The 19451-nt window shown below is 38.5% G+C and carries 13 protein-coding genes; 10 read left to right on the top strand and 3 right to left on the bottom strand.

Features of this window, described 5'->3' with window-relative positions:
* Positions 1–426 precede the first annotated feature (426 nt).
* From QA584_RS18905 to QA584_RS18875, 7 genes are all read left to right on the top strand, one after another.
* Positions 427–738, top strand: a complete 312-nt coding sequence (locus QA584_RS18905) for a glutaredoxin domain-containing protein (RefSeq protein ID WP_278270659.1) — start codon at positions 427–429, stop codon at positions 736–738.
* A 360-nt stretch (positions 739–1098) separates the two neighbouring features.
* Entirely contained in the window at positions 1099–2319 is a 1221-nt protein-coding gene (locus tag QA584_RS18900; protein WP_278270658.1) for a GGDEF domain-containing protein, read from the top strand.
* A 457-nt stretch (positions 2320–2776) separates the two neighbouring features.
* A complete protein-coding gene (locus QA584_RS18895) occupies positions 2777–5428 on the top strand; it encodes a translation factor GTPase family protein (protein ID WP_278270657.1) in 2652 nt (883 codons plus the stop codon).
* A gap of 233 nt (positions 5429–5661) precedes the next feature.
* Complete coding sequence (locus tag QA584_RS18890) at positions 5662–6903, top strand: MFS transporter (protein WP_278270656.1); 1242 nt, start codon at positions 5662–5664, stop codon at positions 6901–6903.
* Between the two features lie 24 nt (positions 6904–6927).
* Positions 6928–7821, top strand: a complete 894-nt coding sequence (locus QA584_RS18885; protein ID WP_278270655.1) for a GNAT family N-acetyltransferase — start codon at positions 6928–6930, stop codon at positions 7819–7821.
* 280 nt (positions 7822–8101) lie between these two features.
* Positions 8102–8962, top strand: coding sequence for a polyphosphate kinase 2 family protein (locus QA584_RS18880; protein WP_278270654.1), 861 nt, complete (start codon positions 8102–8104; stop codon positions 8960–8962).
* 39 nt (positions 8963–9001) lie between these two features.
* Positions 9002–9382 (top strand): VOC family protein, encoded by a 381-nt coding sequence (locus QA584_RS18875; protein WP_278270653.1) that lies wholly within the window; start codon positions 9002–9004, stop codon positions 9380–9382.
* Between the two features lie 41 nt (positions 9383–9423).
* Here the strand turns inward: QA584_RS18875 and QA584_RS18870 are convergent, their stop codons facing one another.
* Positions 9424–10302 carry a helix-turn-helix domain-containing protein gene (locus tag QA584_RS18870; protein ID WP_278270652.1) on the bottom strand — a complete coding sequence of 293 codons (879 nt, stop codon included), beginning with the start codon at positions 10300–10302 and terminating at the stop codon, positions 9424–9426.
* 294 nt (positions 10303–10596) lie between these two features.
* Between QA584_RS18870 and QA584_RS18865 the strand changes: the two genes are divergently transcribed.
* Positions 10597–13704 (top strand): alpha-mannosidase, encoded by a 3108-nt coding sequence (locus QA584_RS18865; protein WP_278270651.1) that lies wholly within the window; start codon positions 10597–10599, stop codon positions 13702–13704.
* A 375-nt stretch (positions 13705–14079) separates the two neighbouring features.
* Here QA584_RS18865 and nudC read toward each other — a convergent pair whose 3' ends face one another.
* Entirely contained in the window at positions 14080–14910 is an 831-nt protein-coding gene (nudC, locus tag QA584_RS18860; RefSeq protein ID WP_278270650.1) for an NAD(+) diphosphatase, read from the bottom strand.
* A 472-nt stretch (positions 14911–15382) separates the two neighbouring features.
* Here nudC and QA584_RS18855 point away from each other — a divergent pair, with 472 nt between their 5' ends.
* Both QA584_RS18855 and QA584_RS18850 read left to right on the top strand, forming a co-directional pair.
* Positions 15383–17341 carry a U32 family peptidase gene (locus QA584_RS18855; protein ID WP_278270649.1) on the top strand — a complete coding sequence of 653 codons (1959 nt, stop codon included), beginning with the start codon at positions 15383–15385 and terminating at the stop codon, positions 17339–17341.
* A 150-nt stretch (positions 17342–17491) separates the two neighbouring features.
* On the top strand, positions 17492–18718 hold the full coding sequence (locus QA584_RS18850; RefSeq protein ID WP_278270648.1) for an aspartate aminotransferase family protein: 1227 nt from the start codon (positions 17492–17494) through the stop codon (positions 18716–18718).
* A 184-nt stretch (positions 18719–18902) separates the two neighbouring features.
* Here the strand turns inward: QA584_RS18850 and QA584_RS18845 are convergent, their stop codons facing one another.
* Positions 18903–19352 (bottom strand): hypothetical protein, encoded by a 450-nt coding sequence (locus QA584_RS18845; protein WP_278270647.1) that lies wholly within the window; start codon positions 19350–19352, stop codon positions 18903–18905.
* Positions 19353–19451 lie beyond the last annotated feature (99 nt).

Here is a 19451-nt window from a genome sequence, read left to right as displayed (position 1 = left end):
CGGCAATACCAGTAGATCTGCCATTGATTTTATGTTCTGAAGTATTTATAATAGAATTGTAGATAAAAAGCAATTGACTATCGAGTAGATAAAATTTAATATAAAAGAAAATATAAGAAAAAAGCAATTGTTAAAAAGCAGCTGTATAAGGTAAAAGCATTGTTATAAATAGTTGCCTAAGATAAAAGCATTGTTATAAAATAGCTGCATAAGATAAAACATAGTTATAAAATAAAAGCATTGTAAAAAGCAGTAGCATAAGATAAAAAGATAGTTATAAAATAGCAGCATAAAATAAAAGCAATTGCTATAAAACAGATGTAAGACAAAAGTATTCTATATGAATATATACTGCGTTAAATTAAAATATAAGTAACAACAATTGATTTATTGCCCATGATTATAATAACAGACAGGAGGATTATTATGAAAATCACTATGTATGGTACCCCCATTTGCACGGAATGTGTTGCAGCAAAAGCTAAATTGGAAACCTGTAAGGAGGTAGAACTGGATTACAGGGAAATTACGAAAAGTACGGCGATTTTAAAAGAGTTTTTGTCATATCGGGATCATGATGAAATATTTGCTCCGATAATGGAAGAAGGCAAAATTGGCATACCTTTTTTCATTCTGGAGAACAATACGAAAACATTTGATATATATGAATTCCTTAATGAGGAAAAACCGGTGCAAACTGCAGATTCCTGTTCCATAGACGGCAAGGGACAGTGCTGAGGTTAAGGCTGGTCCTGCTAAATGGTAAATACAGTGAATCTATTAAATGAGATGTGAGAGTGAAAACTTTTACATCTCATTTTTGCAAAATAATTGGAATCTATAGCTTTTTACTGAAATAAGCATGGTAATTTTGTTAAATTTGCATAAAAACTTTGAAAACCCTCTTGCTGTGGTATATAATGGAAACAGCAACCCTCAGACATAAATGTAAAGGTAATACTTTTTAGAGATGGAGATATAAGGTTGATAGAAAATTAATAAACTGAAAGGATGCCACAATACGATTCTTTCAACCTTTTATTCGTGGCAGTATTGCAAGGAATCTTGCGATAGGCAGTGAAAATAAAAGTGAAAAAAATGCCAAGAACAATTCCAGGTATCATTAAAATAATAAACGAATCGAATGATATGGATACGATTGAAACCATGGAAAATTATATTGGGTGTTATTATGGGGTACTCATTCTGCTTATAGGAGCAATCGTAAATTTTATGTTGCATCACGAACTGAAAAGTTCTGTCCTGGACAGTGTATTTATGTTACTATTATGTAGTTGTTTTGTCATTACCCCTTACTTAAAACTTAAGACCAGAATAATCACCCATTGGATATCCGTACTATTTTCCGTAGTGCTGATATTTGTTACAGTCAGAATTTATGACTATATGGGACCGGCTATATGGACGGTTGCATTTCTTAATATAATTATATCTTCAATAAGAACAACAAGGGTAATGCTAAACTATGTTACTGTTTCAATTCTCTTTGTGAGTATATATTATTCCCTGGTACTATCCCGAATACCCTTTGAATATGGGACGGAGTATTATGCTACACAGATATTTTTAATTGCCTTCATCGTTGTAATTACCCCCTTTCTTCATTTAATAAACAGAACCCACTATAACAGGGTTAACCATATGTATATGACAGAAGTAAAACAAAGAGTAGAACTGGAGAAAATGTATCATGACATTGCCGCCACCCATGCAGAACTTCGTTTAAAATATGATGAGTTAAATGAGAAAAACAAGGAACTAAAACGGAATGAAGAGAAGCTATATCACATGGCTCATTATGATCTGATTACCGAATTGCCAAACCGGAAGACTATTATGGATAGAATCCATGAGCTTATAGAAGAATCCAAAACAAAAGCTGTTTATTTCTATATGGTTTTTATCGATATTGATTCCTTTAAAAAAATAAATGATACCATGGGACATCATGTAGGGGATTTATTTATTAAACAGGCCGCGGACCGATTTAAAAAGAACATTGATAAAGAAGATCTGATTGGCAGAATTGGTGGGGATGAGTTTGCTTTAGTCATTCAGAGAAATCTAAGAAGGGAAGAGGCATTATTTTATCTTGATAGAATTCGAATGGAATTTATAAAGCCCTTTATAATAGGCGATAATAAAATCAATACCAGTGCGAGTTTTGGGGTAGCAGCTTTTCCGGCTGATGGGGTGAATCATTCGGAACTGGTGAAAAATGCTGATGCTGCAATGTATAAGGCGAAAGAACTGGGTAAAAATAATATACAGTTTTTTACGGATTCCATGGAGAAATAATGAATAAGGGTTTTACTAATACTATGTTACAAAACCTCAATGGCAGTTGAACTAAGAAATGGCGGATATAAAAGGAATAAGAATAGCGTTGGATTTTAAATACCGACGCCTTTTTTATTTTAAAGAAAAGGTTTTCTGAGCTAATCTGTAAAATAAAAGCACTCCATGCAGGACTCGCAGGACTCTTACGAGGAAGGTGTCACTGATGTGACAGTGCGTCAGTGCTGCGCTAGAGTCTGGCGAGCCAGACTCTATGTCTTAAGGAATATTTGATTTAATTGACTTTACCTCCGGTGGAGGTAGAGAAGCTCCTGGGGTTTTTAGCTGAAAAAATATATTGTGAGTTAAAATTGCCAAATACCAATATTGTTGGTATTATTAAAGATAGAATTGATTTATAAAGTATATGACGACACATTATAAAACCAGACAATCATAAAAGGATTTGATATAGATTATGAAAAAATTAGTCATCGGAATATTAGCCCATGTGGATGCAGGCAAGACCACTTTATCGGAGGGAATGCTGTATTTAAGCGGCAAAATAGGTAAGCTTGGGAGAGTAGACAAGGGTGATGCCTACCTGGATACCTTTGAACTTGAACGGGCGAGAGGAATTACCATATTCTCTAAACAAGCTGTATTTGAGATAGAGGATACCCAGATCACCTTACTGGATACCCCGGGACATGTGGATTTTTCAGCGGAGATGGAGAGGACTCTAAAGATCCTGGATTATGCTATCTTAGTGGTAAGCGGAAGCGACGGAATTCAGGGACATACGAAAACCTTATGGCGGCTGCTTACTATATACCAGATACCGGTCTTTCTATTTATTAATAAGATGGATCAGAACGGGACAAATCGGGATAAGCTGATGAGTGAATTAAAAACCCAGCTAGACGACGGATGCATTGATTTCGGACAGGCTGGGATAGAGACGTTTTTGGAACAGTTAGCTACGTGTGAGGAAGGACTGTTAGAAACTTATCTGGAAACAGGCCAGATTGATAAGGAGCAGATTAAAAAAGCGGTAAGAGAACGAAGCGTTTTTCCCTGCTTTTTTGGTGCTGCCTTAAAATTAGAGGGGATTCTTCCGTTTATGCAGAGCCTGGTTGAGTATGCTGTTATACCAGCTTATAAGGAAGAATTTGGAGCGAAAATATTTAAAATTGCAAGAGATGAACAGGGAAACCGGCTTACCTATATGAAACTTACAGGCGGGAAGCTGAAAGTAAAAGATATACTTAAGAATCATGACTGGGAAGAGAAAGTCAATCAGATCAGGGTTTATTCTGGACAGAAATTTGAAGCAGTGAATGAACTGGAAGCGGGTTCCGTATGTGCAGTAATCGGATTAAGTAATACCAAGCCAGGAGAAGGCTTAGGTACGGAGAAAGCGTCGGAAGCGCCGATATTAGAACCTGTACTATATTATCAGTTGATATTGCCCGAGGGGTGTGATGTAAGAGCAATGCTTCCTAAACTGCGGCAGATTGAAGAAGAAGAGCCGGAGCTCCACCTTGTATGGGAGGAGCAGTTACAGGAAATCCAGGCTCAGATTATGGGAGAGGTGCAAATTGAAATTCTTCAAAGTCTCATACAAAGCCGTTTTGGTGTCTGGATAGAATTTGGACCGGGAAAGATTGTATATAAAGAGACCATTGGGGACAAGGTAGAAGGGGTAGGACATTTTGAACCCCTGCGGCATTATGCGGAGGTGCATTTGTTATTAGAGCCTGGTGAACCAGGGAGCGGGCTGGTATTTGGGACAGATTGCAGTGAGGATGTACTGGGAAAAAGCTATCAAAGGCTTATTCTTACCCATCTGGAAGAAAAGGTTCATAAAGGGGTATTAACGGGTTCAGCCATCACCGATATGAGAATTACTTTAATAGCAGGCAGGGCACATATAAAACATACAGAAGGCGGAGATTTCAGGGAAGCTACCTACCGGGCCGTGCGTCAGGGGTTAAAAGAGGCTGTCTCTGTTTTATTAGAGCCATATTATGCCTTTCAACTGGAACTGCCGGAGAATATGGTAGGACGTGCTATGACTGATATTGAAAAAATGTTTGGCACTTGTGAAATTTCCCATACAGGAGGTGGATTTACTGTACTTACCGGAAGTGCTCCGGTTGTTGCTATGAGAAATTATCAAAAAGAAGTAACTGCCTATACAAAAGGACAGGGGAAACTTTTTTGCAGTCTAAAAGGATATGAACCCTGCCATAATACACAAGAAGTAATAGAAAGTATCGGATATGACTCGGAAAGAGACCTTGCTAATCCCACCGGTTCCGTATTTTGTGCCCATGGAGCCGGATTTTTGGTGGAATGGGATAAAGTAAAGGATTATATGCATTTGGAAGGGTATTATCAGAAAAAGTCAGTATCCTTAACCACCCCGCAAAACCAGTCTTCCTATACGGAAGAGAGAACGATTAGTCTGGATGAAATTGACCAGATTATTAACAGTACCTATAATGCTAACCAGGGTAAGAAAGTAATCTGGAAGAATCGCAGACCAGCCAGGGAAAGTTATCAGGAACCGGTCACATATGTAAGACAGCAGAAAGAAAGCAAAGAGGAATATCTGCTTGTAGACGGATATAATGTTATCCATGCCTGGACAGAATTAAGTGAACTTGCCGTTGATAATATGGACGGGGCCAGAATGAAACTGCTTGATATCCTGAGTAATTATCAGGGAATCAAAAAAAGCCAGATTATCGTTGTATTTGATGCTTACCGCTTAGAGGGACATCAGGAAGAAACCCTCGATTACTTTAATATCCATGTGGTATATACAAAAGAAGCACAGACAGCGGACCAGTATATTGAAAAGTTTGCTCATGACAATCAGCATAAGTATAATATAACCGTTGCGACCTCAGACGGCTTGCAGCAGATTATCATCAGAGGAGCCGGCAGTGCCATATTATCGGCAAGGGAACTAAAAGAAGAAATTGACAGGGTCAATGAAAGAACAATGGAAGAGTTTCAGGAAAAGCGGGGAAGGGACCGAAGTTATCTAATCGATGCGCTTACAGAAGGGGCAAAGCAGAAGGTGGAAGAAATAAGGAATCAGAATAAGGAATCAGAATAAGGAATCAAGAGATTGCGAAAATGAGAAACCATAATGCAGGGGGGTAACATACTGGAAGGTTTCAAATATTTTTCTATTTGCTGTGAAGCGATTTCATGATATAATAAACCTAAATATTAGATTGAAAGGTGATTCATAATGAATAGTCCCATTTAAGCATAAGCAATTAAATAAGTTACTTGTTTTACGTTTTATTTTTATGCTTAAATTTAATCAGAAAGGACTTTTTTATTATGAAGCCATATAGAAATATTTGGCTCATGTATGCTATTGCCCTTTTACAGGGAATGGTATTCTATGGGCCAATTGCTGCTTTATACCGTCAATCCGCCGGTGTAACTATTTTTCAGATCACTATAATAGAGAGTATATCCCTTGGTCTTTGTCTTCTTTTAGAACTTCCCTGGGGGGTGATAGCGGACAGAATCGGTTATAAAAAGACCATGCTTTTTTGCTGCTGTTTATATTTTCTTTCTAAAATTGTATTTTGGAAAGCGGAAGGGTTTTTGGCTTTCCTTGCGGAGAGGATTATGCTAAGTATAGTTATTTCCGGTTTATCTGGAGTGGAGAACAGTATTTTGTATTTGTCGGATAACTATAGAACAGACTATGTGAAATCAGGCGATAAAAAAACAACGGAAACCGCCTTGCCTGGTAAAGTCCATACCCAGAAAATCTTTGGAATCTATAATAATATGCAGACTCTTGGTCTTCTTATTGCCTCTTTCGTTTATGCAGTATTTGTTAAAGACAATTACAGGTTATCAGGTCTTTTGACCGTCTGGAGTTATGGCTTTTCAGCAGTATTAGCTTTTTTCCTTACAGAAGTTAAAGATAAGACAAAAGAAAAAGCAGGAGTAAAAGAATTTACAGCACTTTTAAAGCAAACGCTTCAAAATAAATACCTAATCTTTTTTTTGATTGGTGTCGCCTTACTAAATGAAACCCACCAGACCATAACGGTATTTTTAAACCAGCTTCAGTATGTAAGATGCGGTTTATCAGGCACAGCAATCGGATATATTTATATCGGTATTACTATTGTGGGTATGGCTGGTGTATTTTCAGAAAGACTAACACGGAAACTTGGTATCACCTTGTTATCAGTTATCTTGTATGGGGCTGCTTTCTTTGCTTGTATTATTCTGGGGGTTACGGTAAATGCTGTGCTTTCTGTTGGAGCAATTGTTATTCTGAGGGTAAGTTTTAGCTTATTTGGACCCTTGCAGACAGAACTGCAAAACAAACTGGTCAGGACAGAAAACCGCGCCACAGAACTTAGTATTAATGCTGTAATCATAGATTGTACCGGTATTGGAACCAATGTGATATTTGGCAGATTGGCAGATGCGAAGCTTTTATATGCCATGCTTGCGGGGGCAGTATTATGTTTTGCCGGTTTTTGGCTGTTTATGGTTGGAATAAAAAATGCTAAGAAACAGATAATCCAGCAGACAAGGAAAATAAGCGTATAACATAAAAAAGAGAGGACTTATAGTATGCGGGCAGAAAAATTAAATAGAGATGAAAAAGGAGATTTTATTACCTATTGTAAAAAACATCGAAGCGAGATAGATGATTCATTTTTGTACGATAATGACTTAGAAAAGTTTGAACCAGATGAGGACAATCCAACTTTCGTTATAAAAGAAAACGGAGTAATCGTTGCAGTGGTCTCACTTGTCATGGATGATTATCATAGAAGTGGGAAAAATGGACGTTTTCGTATCTTTCATTCGGAAAAACAGGATATTAACTTATATTCTATCTTGTTGGAAGAAATTTTAAAATATACAAAAGGGCTTAATAAAGTATTTTCCTTTGTCCCTTTTGTTAATAAAGAGCTTTCCGGTATTATGGAGAACCTTCAATTTAAAGCAGAAAGATATGTGTTTTTATTGATGAAGGAAATCAAAGAGAGACCTCAGATTACGTTTCCAGAGGGGTTTTATGTAAGAACCTTTGAGTCTGGAAAAGATGAAATAGAATGGTGCAAGATTAGAAATACAGCATTTTTAAGTTTAAAAGGCAACTCAACCCCCATTACACCTGATATGATTACGAAACAGTTATCAAAGCCAGATTATCTAGAAGGTGGTTTTATGTTTCTTATGCATGAGGACAAACCAGTCGGAATCATAAGAGGGGCAAAAGATGAATATGAGGGTGAACCAGCTATATATATCGGTCCCATTGCAATTCTGCCGGAGTATCAGGGAAAAGGTCTTGGAAGACAGCTGCTTCGTACCATGCTTGAATATGCAGATAAGCTTAAGTATAAAAAAACAGTGCTTTGTGTAAATGCCGAAAATGATAAGGCAAAGGAACTATATCTAAAAGAAGGATTTGTACAGGTTGAAGGGGTAGCCTCCTATGAGTATCACCTTATTTGATTATAAAAAAGTATAATATGTTAAAGCGAGTTTACTTCATGCCCTTGATTTGTTGATATATGGTAGGAGAACCCTACAGATCGCGCCTATCCCTGGGGTATTGATATCACAGAAACAAGATTTATTTTAATGGGATAACTGCCAAAAAATCAGGGGAACGTAAATACTTGAAGTTATTCTTTCATTTATTCCAATATTTGTTATAATAAATGTAGCGCATTAAAAGGCATAATAAGAACAGGAAATCAGGCTGTTATGCCTGAGAAAGGCAGGAATTATAATGGGTATTAAAAAATATGAGTTTACTGGTGAAAAGAAATTTGATATTAGGGATTTTGATACTTCGGATACAGGAGAATTAAGCAAAGAGGAACTTCATAGTCTGGTTAGTGATAATATGGCTCTTATGAGGGAATATCAGGACAAGCTCTATGCGGAGGGGAAAAACGGCATATTAATCATTTTTCAGGCGATGGACGCTGCCGGTAAGGACGGAGCAGTAAATCATGTATTTTCCGGACTTAATCCTCAGGGAGTAGATGTCTTAAGTTTTAAACAGCCTACCAGTGAGGAACTGGCTCATGATTATCTTTGGCGCATACATAAGCATGTGCCCCAAAGAGGAAAAATCGCTATTTTTAACCGTTCCTATTACGAAGACGTACTCGTTGCCAAAGTCCATAAATTGTATGAGGTACAGAATCTGCCGGACCGTTGCAAGGAAGAGGATGTGATTCATAAAAGATACGGCCACATCAGAGATTTTGAGGAATATCTGTGGGATAATGGAATTACGGTAGTGAAATTCTTCTTACACATCTCAAAAGATGAGCAAAAAAAGCAGTTTCTGGAACGGATTGACGACAAATCAAAGAACTGGAAGTTTTCAAAAAGTGATTTGTCAGAACGAGAATATTGGGAGGATTATCAAAAGGCTTACGAAAAAGCCATAAATAAAACTGCCACCAAACAATGTCCCTGGTACGTTATTCCTTCTGATAACAGATGGTTTGCAAGGTCATTAGTTTCCGAGGTAATTGTTAAGGTAATGAAAGAGATTGATCCGAACTATCCAAAGATTTCAAAGGAAGCCGAAGCAGACCTTCAAAAGTGCAGGCAGCTCCTTGAAAAGGAGGAGTAAAGGAGCTTTCGAGGAGAATAGAGAGGAGATAGCAATTATATGTTAGAACAGGTGTTAATAGGCAATGTTATTCTGGATTGTATCGATCCGAAATCCCTGTCCGATTTTTATATTCGGATGCTGAACTGGGAGAAGACTTATGAGGATGAAGGAGTTATTATACTTGCTTCCTCCTCCTGTAGTGTCAAAATTGGTTTTCAAAGGAATCTGGATTATATCCCGCCTGTATGGCCTGAATTACCGGGGATGCAGCAGATGCAGGTCCATATGGATTTTAAGGTAAGAGATAAAGCCCACATGGAATCCATGATAGAACATGCCATTGCCTGCGGAGCTGTCAAAGCAAAGGAGCAATATTCTGAGCTTTGGACCGTAATGATTGATCCGGCAGGTCATCCGTTTTGTTTTGATACTTTATAGGATTGTGGCACATTCTTTTATGAATTCAAGCTTTACAATCGTTATACCAGATTTACAGGGCGGGTTCTGAATTTTCTATATTCCGTAGGGCTTAAGTTGAAATTCTGATAAAAAACCCGGGAGAAAGTTTTATAGGATTTAAAACCCGCCTCAAAACAGATATCAATTACCGAGCTGTCGGTAGACAGTAACAGGTCACAGGCCTGGGCAAGCCTGATTTTTTCAAGATACCGATGGAAGTTCTCGCCCAGGAGCTGATGAAAGGAAGCACTGATATTAGAGGTACTCATATGAAACCGTTCCGAAAGGGTTTTCAGCGAAATATCCTCTTGATAATTCAGGGAAACATAGGTGATGATATCCCATACACCGCTGTTACGGCTTAACATGTGTTTTCCTTTTAAACGGCTGTCTCCATTTATCCGATTTCTGTCAAAGGTTATTAAAAGTTCGGCGAGCTTGCTTTTAAACATCAGTTCACTCCACTTTTGTCCTTTGGTCAGTTCAGACAGCATGGATTTAAGTATATTAGTCATATCGGTGGTTATTTCTTCATTAAAGTAATGATATGGTGTATTATCAAGGGCAGCATTGCTTAAGAGTTCAGCCAATGCCAAGAAAGCTCCGTTCCGGTCGTAAAAGCTCTCAATTCTTATACTCCCAACATACATACTCACAGATTCTCCCTGAATTAGTTGGATTTCATGAATATGGTGAGGAAATAAAAGAGTAAAATTGCCGGGTTTTAGAATATGTTCTTTTCCATTGATTTTCTCGGTGGCAGTCCCGTTAATCGTAAAATTAAACTCAATATAGTTATGGCAGTGGGGCAGGACATGCCCTTTTAAATTATCTATTCTTAAGGCAAAGGGAAGATCTTTACTAATCCATTCCTTATGGGAAACAAAAATTGGCATCATAGGGACTCCTTTTATATCCGGTAATCTATAATTGAAGACAGACCGCGGAAGGTGCTGCGTTCATTGGTTTTAAAGGGAAAGGAACTATTACTAATTATAATTTACCGACTTTCTGATGTCAAATAAATCATAGTGAATCTTTTCTTGTAAAAAGGATAACAATAAATTTTGAGATATAATTTGTAAATATGGCATGCATCTGAAAACCAATTTGTTTATTATAAATTATATATGGGGGCTGTAGAAAATTCAGACAGTCCTAACAAACTCAAACCTATTTACAAGGAGGTAACTATGCCATATTATTTGCAAAACATGAAAGAACGGCTGCCTGGGGTATTAGAGAGTATTAAAAGTTCTGTCTACCAAAAAGTATCCCCTCTTGATATGACAGTCTATGTAACCACAGAACCGGTTCCCTTTAAAGACAGGACCACCGGAGAAGAAAAGAAGATAAAGCTCTTTAATAGCTGGGGCGGTTTATTCGAATGCGGCTGGTTTCATTTTACAGGGACAGTTCCTGATCTGGAGGAAGTTAAAAAGAAACAGAACGCTGATACCGAGATAGTACTCCTAATTGATATTAACGGTGAGCTGTGTGTTGTAGATGAGAAAGGAAAGCCCGTCAGAGGACTCACCAATGTATCCTCAGAATTCGACTATTCACTTGGCAGACCCGGTAAGACAGTTTACCGCTTTGATATACAACCGGGAGCAGGGGATAAAATCGATCTGTGGGCAGATGCAGGCTGCAATGATTTATTTGGTAAATACCAGGACAGCGGTACGGTCAAAGAGGCACATATCGCTCTATGTAACAAAGATATGGAACAGCTTTATTACGACTTTGAGGTATTGCTTGAATTAATACAACAACTGCCGGAAGATAAGGCTAGAACTCACAGTATACTTAGGGTTTTAAATCAGGCTTCCAATCTTCTGACCAAATATGACGGGGAAGAAGCCAGGAAAGCCAGAGAGATTTTAGCACTAGAACTTAATAAAAAAGGGGGAGACCCTTCCCTTAAAATAAATGCCATCGGTCATGCCCACATTGATCTTGCCTGGCTATGGCCCATAAGGGAAACCATCCGTAAAGGAGCCAGAACTTTTTCCACTGCATTAAGGAATATGGAACGTTATCCGGACTATGTATTTGGTGCCAGCCAGGCACAGTTATATAGTTGGGTAAAAGAATATTATCCCGGTATTTATGAAGAAATCAAGCAGCGTATTAAAGAAGGACGCTGGGAAGTCCAGGGTGCGATGTGGGTAGAGTCAGACACCAACCTTGCAGGCGGTGAGGCTTTAATCCGCCAGGTGCTTCACGGCAAACGCTTCTTTAAAGAGGAATTCGGACAGGACGTCAGAAACCTTTGGCTGCCCGATGTATTCGGCTATACGGCAGCGCTGCCCCAGATACTGAAAAAATCCGGTGTAGACTACTTTATGACAATCAAACTCTCCTGGAGCAGATTCAATAAGCATCCCCATCATACCTTTTGGTGGGAAGGACTGGACGGCAGCCGGATTTTGGCCCACATGCCTCCGGAAGGGACTTATAACAGTTCCGCAGCACCAAGAGCAATTATGGCTTCGGAACGTGAATTTTTAGATAAGGGAGTTTCCGAGGAGTGTCTTTTACTATTTGGAATAGGAGACGGTGGCGGTGGTCCCGGAGAAGAACATCTGGAACGGCTGAAACGGGAAAAAGACCTTAACGGTCTGGTTCCGGTAACCCAGGGAAAAGCACAGGACTTCTTTGACAGAATTGAAAAGAATTCTTTCCTTTATAAAACCTGGCATGGTGAACTGTATCTGGAATATCACCAGGGAACTTATACCACCCAGGGCAGAAATAAGCGATTTAACAGAAAGTTAGAACTTGCCCTTCGAGAACTGGAATTTGCTTCTGTACTCGGAATGATTCAAGGTATTAACCACGAAAGTTCAGAAGAAAAATACCCCGTCCAGCTTTTAGACAAGGTATGGAAAGAAATGCTGCTATACCAGTTCCACGATATTCTCCCAGGTTCCTCCATAACCAGAGTGTATGAGGAATCTTTAGAACGGTATAAAATCATGCTTGATCAGGTGGAAGATGAAATTAGTAAGCGGTATACTACCTTAGTTAGTGGCAAAAAAGACCTGCAGACAGGTGATGAAAAAGCTTCACAAACAGGTTCAGATTTACAAACCACAGATGGTTATAAGTACCTGAAAGTATTCAATTCTCTTTCCTGGGACCGTACGGAATGGATGAAGCAGGAGGATACCTGGGTAAAGGTAAGAGTACCGGCTATGGGTTATACGGTGGTTCCGGTTAAAGCTAATAATGGGGATTTAAACTTTGATCAGGAACTTAAGTGCTCCGATAGGATACTTGAAAACGATATCTATACCATTACCTTTACCGACAATGGTTTCATTGGTTCTATTTACGATAAGAAGGAGAAACGCCAGGTGGTACCAGAAGGTTCTTTGGCCAATCTGCTGATTACTTATGAAGATAAGGGAGATGCCTGGGATTTCCCGATTTATTATGATGAAAAACCAGGTGATCCTCTTATTTTAGCAGAGTATTCTGTATATATAGATGGTCCAGCCGTAGTAAGGCAGAATAAATTCCGTACAATAACCGGGCTTTCAGAGCTTAACCAAAGAATTATCCTTACCATGGGCAGCAGACGAATTGATTTTGTTACCGATGTGGATTGGAGGGAAAAACAAAAGATGCTGCGTACCTCCTTCCCGGTAAAGGTTTCTGCCACAGAGGCAGTATGTGAGATACAATTTGGTAATATAAAACGTCCGACCCATAGAAATACCTCCTGGGATATGGCAAAATTCGAAGTATGCGCTCATAAGTGGGTGGATTTATCCCAGGGAGATTATGGCGTTGCCCTTATGAATGACTGCAAGTACGGATATAAACTTATGGACAATATATTGGACTTAAATTTATTAAGAAGCAGTAATTATCCCGGTATAGAAGCAGACCACGGAACACATGAATTTACCTATTCCCTGTTCCCTCACCTAGGGGATTATGTGGACGGAGGTGTCGTAAAAGCCGGTTACGAATTGAATGTACCGCTTAAAACCGTAATAGCAGCAGAGGGAGAGTTAACGGTAGAACCGAAATCCTTTATTAGGGTAGATGCAGACAACATTATGATTGAATCTGTGAAAAAATGTGAAGACAGTAATGACTTGATTGTAAGATTTTATGAATGCCATGGCAGAGGAGGCCGTACGAAGGTTGATTTCGGCTTTAACTATAAAGATATAAGTCTGGTAGATCTTATGGAACTTAACACCAGCCAGGAGGGCTTTGAGAAAGAATCCTGTACACTGGTATTTAAGCCATTTGAAATCCATACACTGAAAGTTTGTATCTAATGTTTTTTAATAACCTGTTATTGTTTGCAGTTGAGTTTTTGGATTTTAAAGGTTAAGGAGTAGCCGAGGCTGTTGCAAAATTGTAAGGTTTTGAACTTGGGCTTAGAATGGGGATCATGTTTTTTAGAAATTTTGTGTAAAGATTGCGCGAATAGGCGGCTGCATTCTCTTTCTTGCAGCCATTCGCGCATACTTTACACAAAATTTCTAAAAAACATGATCCTCATTCTCTCCCAAGCAATTTACTCTTTGAATTTTGCAACAACCCGAAACAGCTTGTTGTTGACAAGGAAAGCGCTAGACAATGTGTGCCGGATATTCCAACTTTTATTGGAGGGTTAAGGTACCGCTCAGATTGCCCAGCTTCAAAATAAACTAATGATTATCCCTATACCACCGTATTAGTTTACCTGCCACGCTGTCCGTTGACGGAATATCGGGTAAGCTATCGGCATTAAACCAGGCAGCATCGGTTATTTCGGTCTGATCAACGGTTATGTCGCCGCTGTCATATTCGGCTGTAAAAGCTAACATCAAGGATTCGGGAAAAGGCCAGGGCTGGCTGGTGAAATACGTTATATTCTTTACTTTAATACCTACTTCTTCCTGTATTTCTCGCTCCACGCAGTGCTCTAAGGTTTCACCCGGCTCTACAAAGCCTGCAATAAGACTGTAAAGCCCGGATTTAAAATTCTTATTATGAGCAAGTAATATTTTATCATCTTTTTTAACCAGAGTTATGGTTGCCGGAGAGATTCTGGGATATATGATATTACCGCAGTCAGGGCAGACTTTTGCCCGCTCATCATCTTTTTCATAGGTTTTATGCCCGCAGCGGCCGCAGAACTGATTCATGCTATACCAATGGAGTATGTGATTTGCAGTACCGGCTATCATAAACCATTCTGGATTACCGGTTAAATAAGTTATTTCACGTATTTCAATAAGTTCAAAATTCTCCCCGGGAACAAAGGATTCTTTTAAGCGCTCCCCATAACAGGTATGTCCTTCATACATCGTGATATACTTTAGACCAGGCTCGGTCAAAATTCCTTTTAAATCTTTGTATTTTGGTATATAAAACTTATTACCTTTCTTTTTTACCAGTAATTTAGTCGCTGCCAATGCAAGTATCCATGAATCTTCCTCAATTATTACTGATAATGGACTATTTGATATAGGTTCCGGCTCATTCGTAATACTCATGTTGTATGCCTCTTTTCATTCTAATCTAAATGTTATAAAAATTAATAAATAGTTTTAGGAATTAATATTTTATTATATTAACATGATATCAGGTGATGTGCAATCCTTAGTGGATGGGAATGTAAGGTGTTTCTTAGTGGATGGGAATGTACGGTGTTTTATGCAGGAGGGGTGAATAGGGGCGGTTGCATACCGGGATACGGCCTTGGTCTTTGAAAGTATGTTCCTTTATGTCTTTGTTAGACAGGGTGGGAAGAGTGCAGAAAAAGGATATATACACTGGAAGAACTTCTTTCTATATTATGTGAAATGCCGCTTTTACGGCATCATACCGGGAAGTGGGAACGAGTTCGGTCATTTTTAGCTTCGGAGAAACTAGGGACTAAGTATATTGTAATAATTTTCGTAAAGTGATACTATATATGAGAAATAAAAATATTTTTACAGCAAAAGAAAGACATAAGAGGATAGTATGGCAAGATATTTTAATAAAAAACAGGTGGAACTTTTAGCCCCTGCCGGAAATTTTGAAATTTTTAAGGAAGTAATTAAGCTTGGGTGTGATGCAGTATATTTTGGCGGCAAGAATCTGAATATGCGTCTGCACCGAAAGGATTATAATTTTACAGATACAGAACTTAAAGAAGCTGTTGAGATAGCTCATTCCCTTGGGAAAAAGGCTTATATAACGGTTAATAATTTATATGCTGACCAGGAAATTAGTGAGTTAAGAGAATTTCTCTTAACGTTAGAGAATATAAAACCAGATGCATTAATTGTACAGGATTTAAGTACCATTGCACTTATTCATGCTATGGGACTTAGCCTTCCGGTACATTCTTCTGTTATGATGAATGTGCACAATCTGGAAAGTATATATGCTTTACAAGAGCTTGGAGTCACAAGAGTGGTTCTTTCAAGAGAAGCCTCCCTTGCCTACAGCAGGTATTTAAATGCGAAAACGGATATGGAACTTGAATATTTTGTTCATGGGGATATGTGCATCGCCCATGGCGGACAGTGCCTTTACAGCGGCATGTTGTTTGGACAAAGTTCTAACCGGGGCAGATGTTTAAAACCTTGCCGTTGGGAGTATACCATCGAACAAGCTGGAAAGAATTATCAAACCACGTTCCCTATGGCGGTAAAAGACATGTTTATGTATGAGAATATTCCGGAATTAATAGACGGAGGCATAACCTCCTTTAAAATAGAAGGACGTATGCGGGATATCGATTACCTTACCATGATTATTAATGCTTATGGTGACAGCATAGACCGTTATATTTTAGATCCGCTGAATTATGATAGAAAAAAAGATTCCGATATGCTTAACGATAACCGTAAACGGGATACCTCCACAGCATATGCCTTTGGCAGACCGGGACTTAGCAATATTAACGAGCGCTTCGAAGGCACCGGCAAACTTTTCAGCAGCGGCAAAGTGTTCAGTACCGCTACCCAGGAAAGGGAAACCACGGAGGAGGAGATAGAGCAGGTTAATCAGTACCTCAAAGAACACAAAGCCAGTCAGACTGAAAAACCGGTTCTGAATGTTAAGGTCAATAATATGGAGCAGGCTAAAATGTGTTTTGACTTACAGGTAGATGCCATCTATTTATCCGGGGATGTATTTAAACCAGACAAGCCCTTTTCCAGAAAAGAAATGGAAGAGCTGGCAGCAAGAAAAGGCAATACAAAAGTTTACCTAGGTATGCCTCATATGACCTTTGATACTCAGTTTGAGGAATACAGCCAGCTTATGAGTTTTGGAATTCCAATTGACGGACTGGCAGTTACAAACCTTGGAGGAATCCACAGGTTTAAATCGACCCCTACCGAAGGGAATTTTTCTCATGAAGGAAAATACTCTCTTGAAGGAAGATACTCTTATGAAGGGAATTACTCTCTTATTGGGGATTACCCGCTTAATATACTGAATCAGACAACCGCTGGATTTTACATGGACAGGGGTATTAATTACTTTACCATTACTCCCGAAGCGACACTTCCTGAGACCGTTTCCCTGTTAAATGGAATGGGAGAGAGGGCAGAGCTGATCGTGCATGGCTCACCCACGGTTATGTATTTAGAGCATGATCTGTATGATAATGTAGAAGAGAAAACGGAAGAACCTTTATATCTGGTGGATGGAGAAAATTTTAAACACCCCGTATATAAGGATCAGTATGGCAGAAATCATGTACTGTTATATAAGGATATCTGCTATCTGCCCATTATTGACGGACTTTTGGCAGCTGGTCTTAAGAATTTTAGAATTGAGGCTCCTTATCTTAGTACGGAAGAGTTGAAAAATGTGATAGCAGTGTATCAAAAGGCTTTAAAAGAACCGGATAAGTGCAGGGAGATTTATGAAAATTTAAAACCTGCTCGTAAAGGATGGACGCTTGGGACCTTCGCATTGGTATAAACAATGTACCCATGTGATGTATTTCGGAAAGTAAATATAAAAAGAAAGGACTGCCAAAACGTCTTTCCAAATACCTCATAAATTCATAAAACACAAAGAAATAAAGGATATAAGGCAGTATCACAGTAAACTGTGGTAGTATATGTAACTATGTATACATCAGAAGAAGTATTAGAGCTGCGCAGGGAATATCTGATGCCCTGCCTGGGCTATTTTTATCAGGAGCCTCCTGTTTTTGTAAGAGGTGAAATGCAGTATTTGTATGACAATAACGGGAAAAAATATCTGGATTTTTTTGCAGGCGTATCCGTAATGAACTGCGGGCACAGCAATCCTGAAATCATAGACCGGATCACTGTACAGCTGAAAACCTTACAGCATGTAACCAACGTATATCTAACGGAACCGGTCGTAGAACTTGCTAAAAAACTTTCCGAAATCTTACCGGGAGATTTGAATAACTCCTTCTTTTGTATGTCCGGTTCGGAGGCCAACGAAGGGGCCATGCTCTTAGCCAGGATTTATACGGGCAAGAAGAAATTCATTGGTCTGAAAAACAGTCTTCACGGCAGGACCAATCTGACTATGGCAGCAACCAACATACCTATGTGGAGAGCCGATCCCTTCTTATCCGAGGATTTTTATTTTGTTTCCCATAAGCCCGAAGAGACCTTAGGGGAAATTGAGGAGATATTAAAGGAGGATTCTGATATTGCAGCATTTATCTGCGAGCCTATTTTAGGTAACGGAGGAATCATTACACCTCCGGATTGGTACTTTAAAGAAATCAGTACCCTATTAAAGAAATATGGTGTCCTGTTAATCTGTGATGAAGTGCAGACTGGCTTTGCACGTACCGGTAAATTATTTGCCATCGAGCATTTTGGAGTAGTTCCGGATATTATGACAATGTCAAAAGCCCTTGGCAATGGTATTCCGGTTGCGGCTTTTTCTACAACGAAAGAAATTGCAGCTAAATTTACTTCACCGTCTGCCTCAACCCTTGGAGGAAATCCAGTAGCCTGCAGTTCTGCTTTGGCAGTACTTGACTATATTAAAAATCATGATTTAGCAAAACGGGCAAAAGAGCTTGGGGAAGTTTTATATGAAAAATTGTTACGATTAAAGGAGAAATACCCTATCATAAAGGAAGTCAGAGGAAAAGGTCTTATGTTGGGAATGGAACTGGTGGATGCAGAGGATAAACCGCTCCCTGAGAAAACAGACCAGATACTTGAGTTTTTAAAAGAAGAGGGAATCATACTTGGTAAAAACGGATTGTACCGGAATGTACTCGCTTTTCAGCCGCCTTTGGTAATTAACGAAGAAGATATTGAGTTTTTAGTAGATAAATTAGATATAGCTCTGGCAAAGTGATATGGGTTGCAAGAAAGCAGACATTGAAGGAAAATAATGGCATTGCTACGGATTGAGAATGAATTTAATTTCATGATGGGTGGATAAGATTAACCTAGGGTGACAGAAGTAAGATTTCAAATTAAAACAGCTATCCTTATGAATAACAGGATAGCTGTTTTACACGCCATTTCATATATCTTTATCATTGAGCTAATAAATCTAAAAGATAATTATACATATCCTTATGTTTAATTTTATAAGGATAAAAGGTATAGCGAATCAAATTTATCCCGCCTTGGTCTGTAAGAGGGAATACTACATCAAAATTATTAGCCTCATTTTTTATGTGAAGATCTATATGATTATTATCTTGTTTCGCTATAAAAGTTCTTCTAAAAAATGGCTTGAATATTTTATAAGAACCAAATTGCTTAAGATAATTATCTATTTCACCTTTCATAAGTTCTTTGCTTTTCAATGTTTTACCATCATTATTAGTTAAAAAAATCTCCATTTGGGATATATTATGTTTAGAAAAATAGTGATTTAATGTTATTGGTCTTCCTATAAATATATTATATCCCCAACCTAATAATAGAAATCCTAACACCGCCGCAAATAAATTAAAAACTAATTTTTTGATGTACTTCATTTTCTAGCTCCTAATATCTTTGATTTTATGATTGTAAATTTGAAGAATTTCATATACTACTTCTCCAGCATTATCTGTTCTTTGATCTATAATAATATA

The sequence above is a fragment of the Anaerocolumna sp. AGMB13025 genome, assembly GCF_029689925.1.
Lineage (GTDB): Bacteria > Bacillota > Clostridia > Lachnospirales > Lachnospiraceae > Anaerocolumna.
This window is presented reverse-complemented; position numbering and strand designations above follow the sequence as displayed.

Bases quoted from the DNA above. Each gene is read 5' to 3' on its own strand.
- QA584_RS18905 (WP_278270659.1), top strand. From the start codon at position 427: ATGAAAATCACTATGTATGGTACCCCCATTTGCACGGAATGTGTTGCA.
- QA584_RS18900 (WP_278270658.1), top strand. From the start codon at position 1,099: ATGCCAAGAACAATTCCAGGTATCATTAAAATAATAAACGAATCGAAT.
- QA584_RS18895 (WP_278270657.1), top strand. From the start codon at position 2,777: ATGAAAAAATTAGTCATCGGAATATTAGCCCATGTGGATGCAGGCAAG.
- QA584_RS18890 (WP_278270656.1), top strand. From the start codon at position 5,662: ATGAAGCCATATAGAAATATTTGGCTCATGTATGCTATTGCCCTTTTA.
- QA584_RS18885 (WP_278270655.1), top strand. From the start codon at position 6,928: ATGCGGGCAGAAAAATTAAATAGAGATGAAAAAGGAGATTTTATTACC.
- QA584_RS18880 (WP_278270654.1), top strand. From the start codon at position 8,102: ATGGGTATTAAAAAATATGAGTTTACTGGTGAAAAGAAATTTGATATT.
- QA584_RS18875 (WP_278270653.1), top strand. From the start codon at position 9,002: ATGTTAGAACAGGTGTTAATAGGCAATGTTATTCTGGATTGTATCGAT.
- QA584_RS18870 (WP_278270652.1), bottom strand. From the start codon at position 10,302: ATGATGCCAATTTTTGTTTCCCATAAGGAATGGATTAGTAAAGATCTT.
- QA584_RS18865 (WP_278270651.1), top strand. From the start codon at position 10,597: ATGCCATATTATTTGCAAAACATGAAAGAACGGCTGCCTGGGGTATTA.
- nudC (WP_278270650.1), bottom strand. From the start codon at position 14,910: ATGAGTATTACGAATGAGCCGGAACCTATATCAAATAGTCCATTATCA.
- QA584_RS18855 (WP_278270649.1), top strand. From the start codon at position 15,383: ATGGCAAGATATTTTAATAAAAAACAGGTGGAACTTTTAGCCCCTGCC.
- QA584_RS18850 (WP_278270648.1), top strand. From the start codon at position 17,492: ATGTATACATCAGAAGAAGTATTAGAGCTGCGCAGGGAATATCTGATG.
- QA584_RS18845 (WP_278270647.1), bottom strand. From the start codon at position 19,352: ATGAAGTACATCAAAAAATTAGTTTTTAATTTATTTGCGGCGGTGTTA.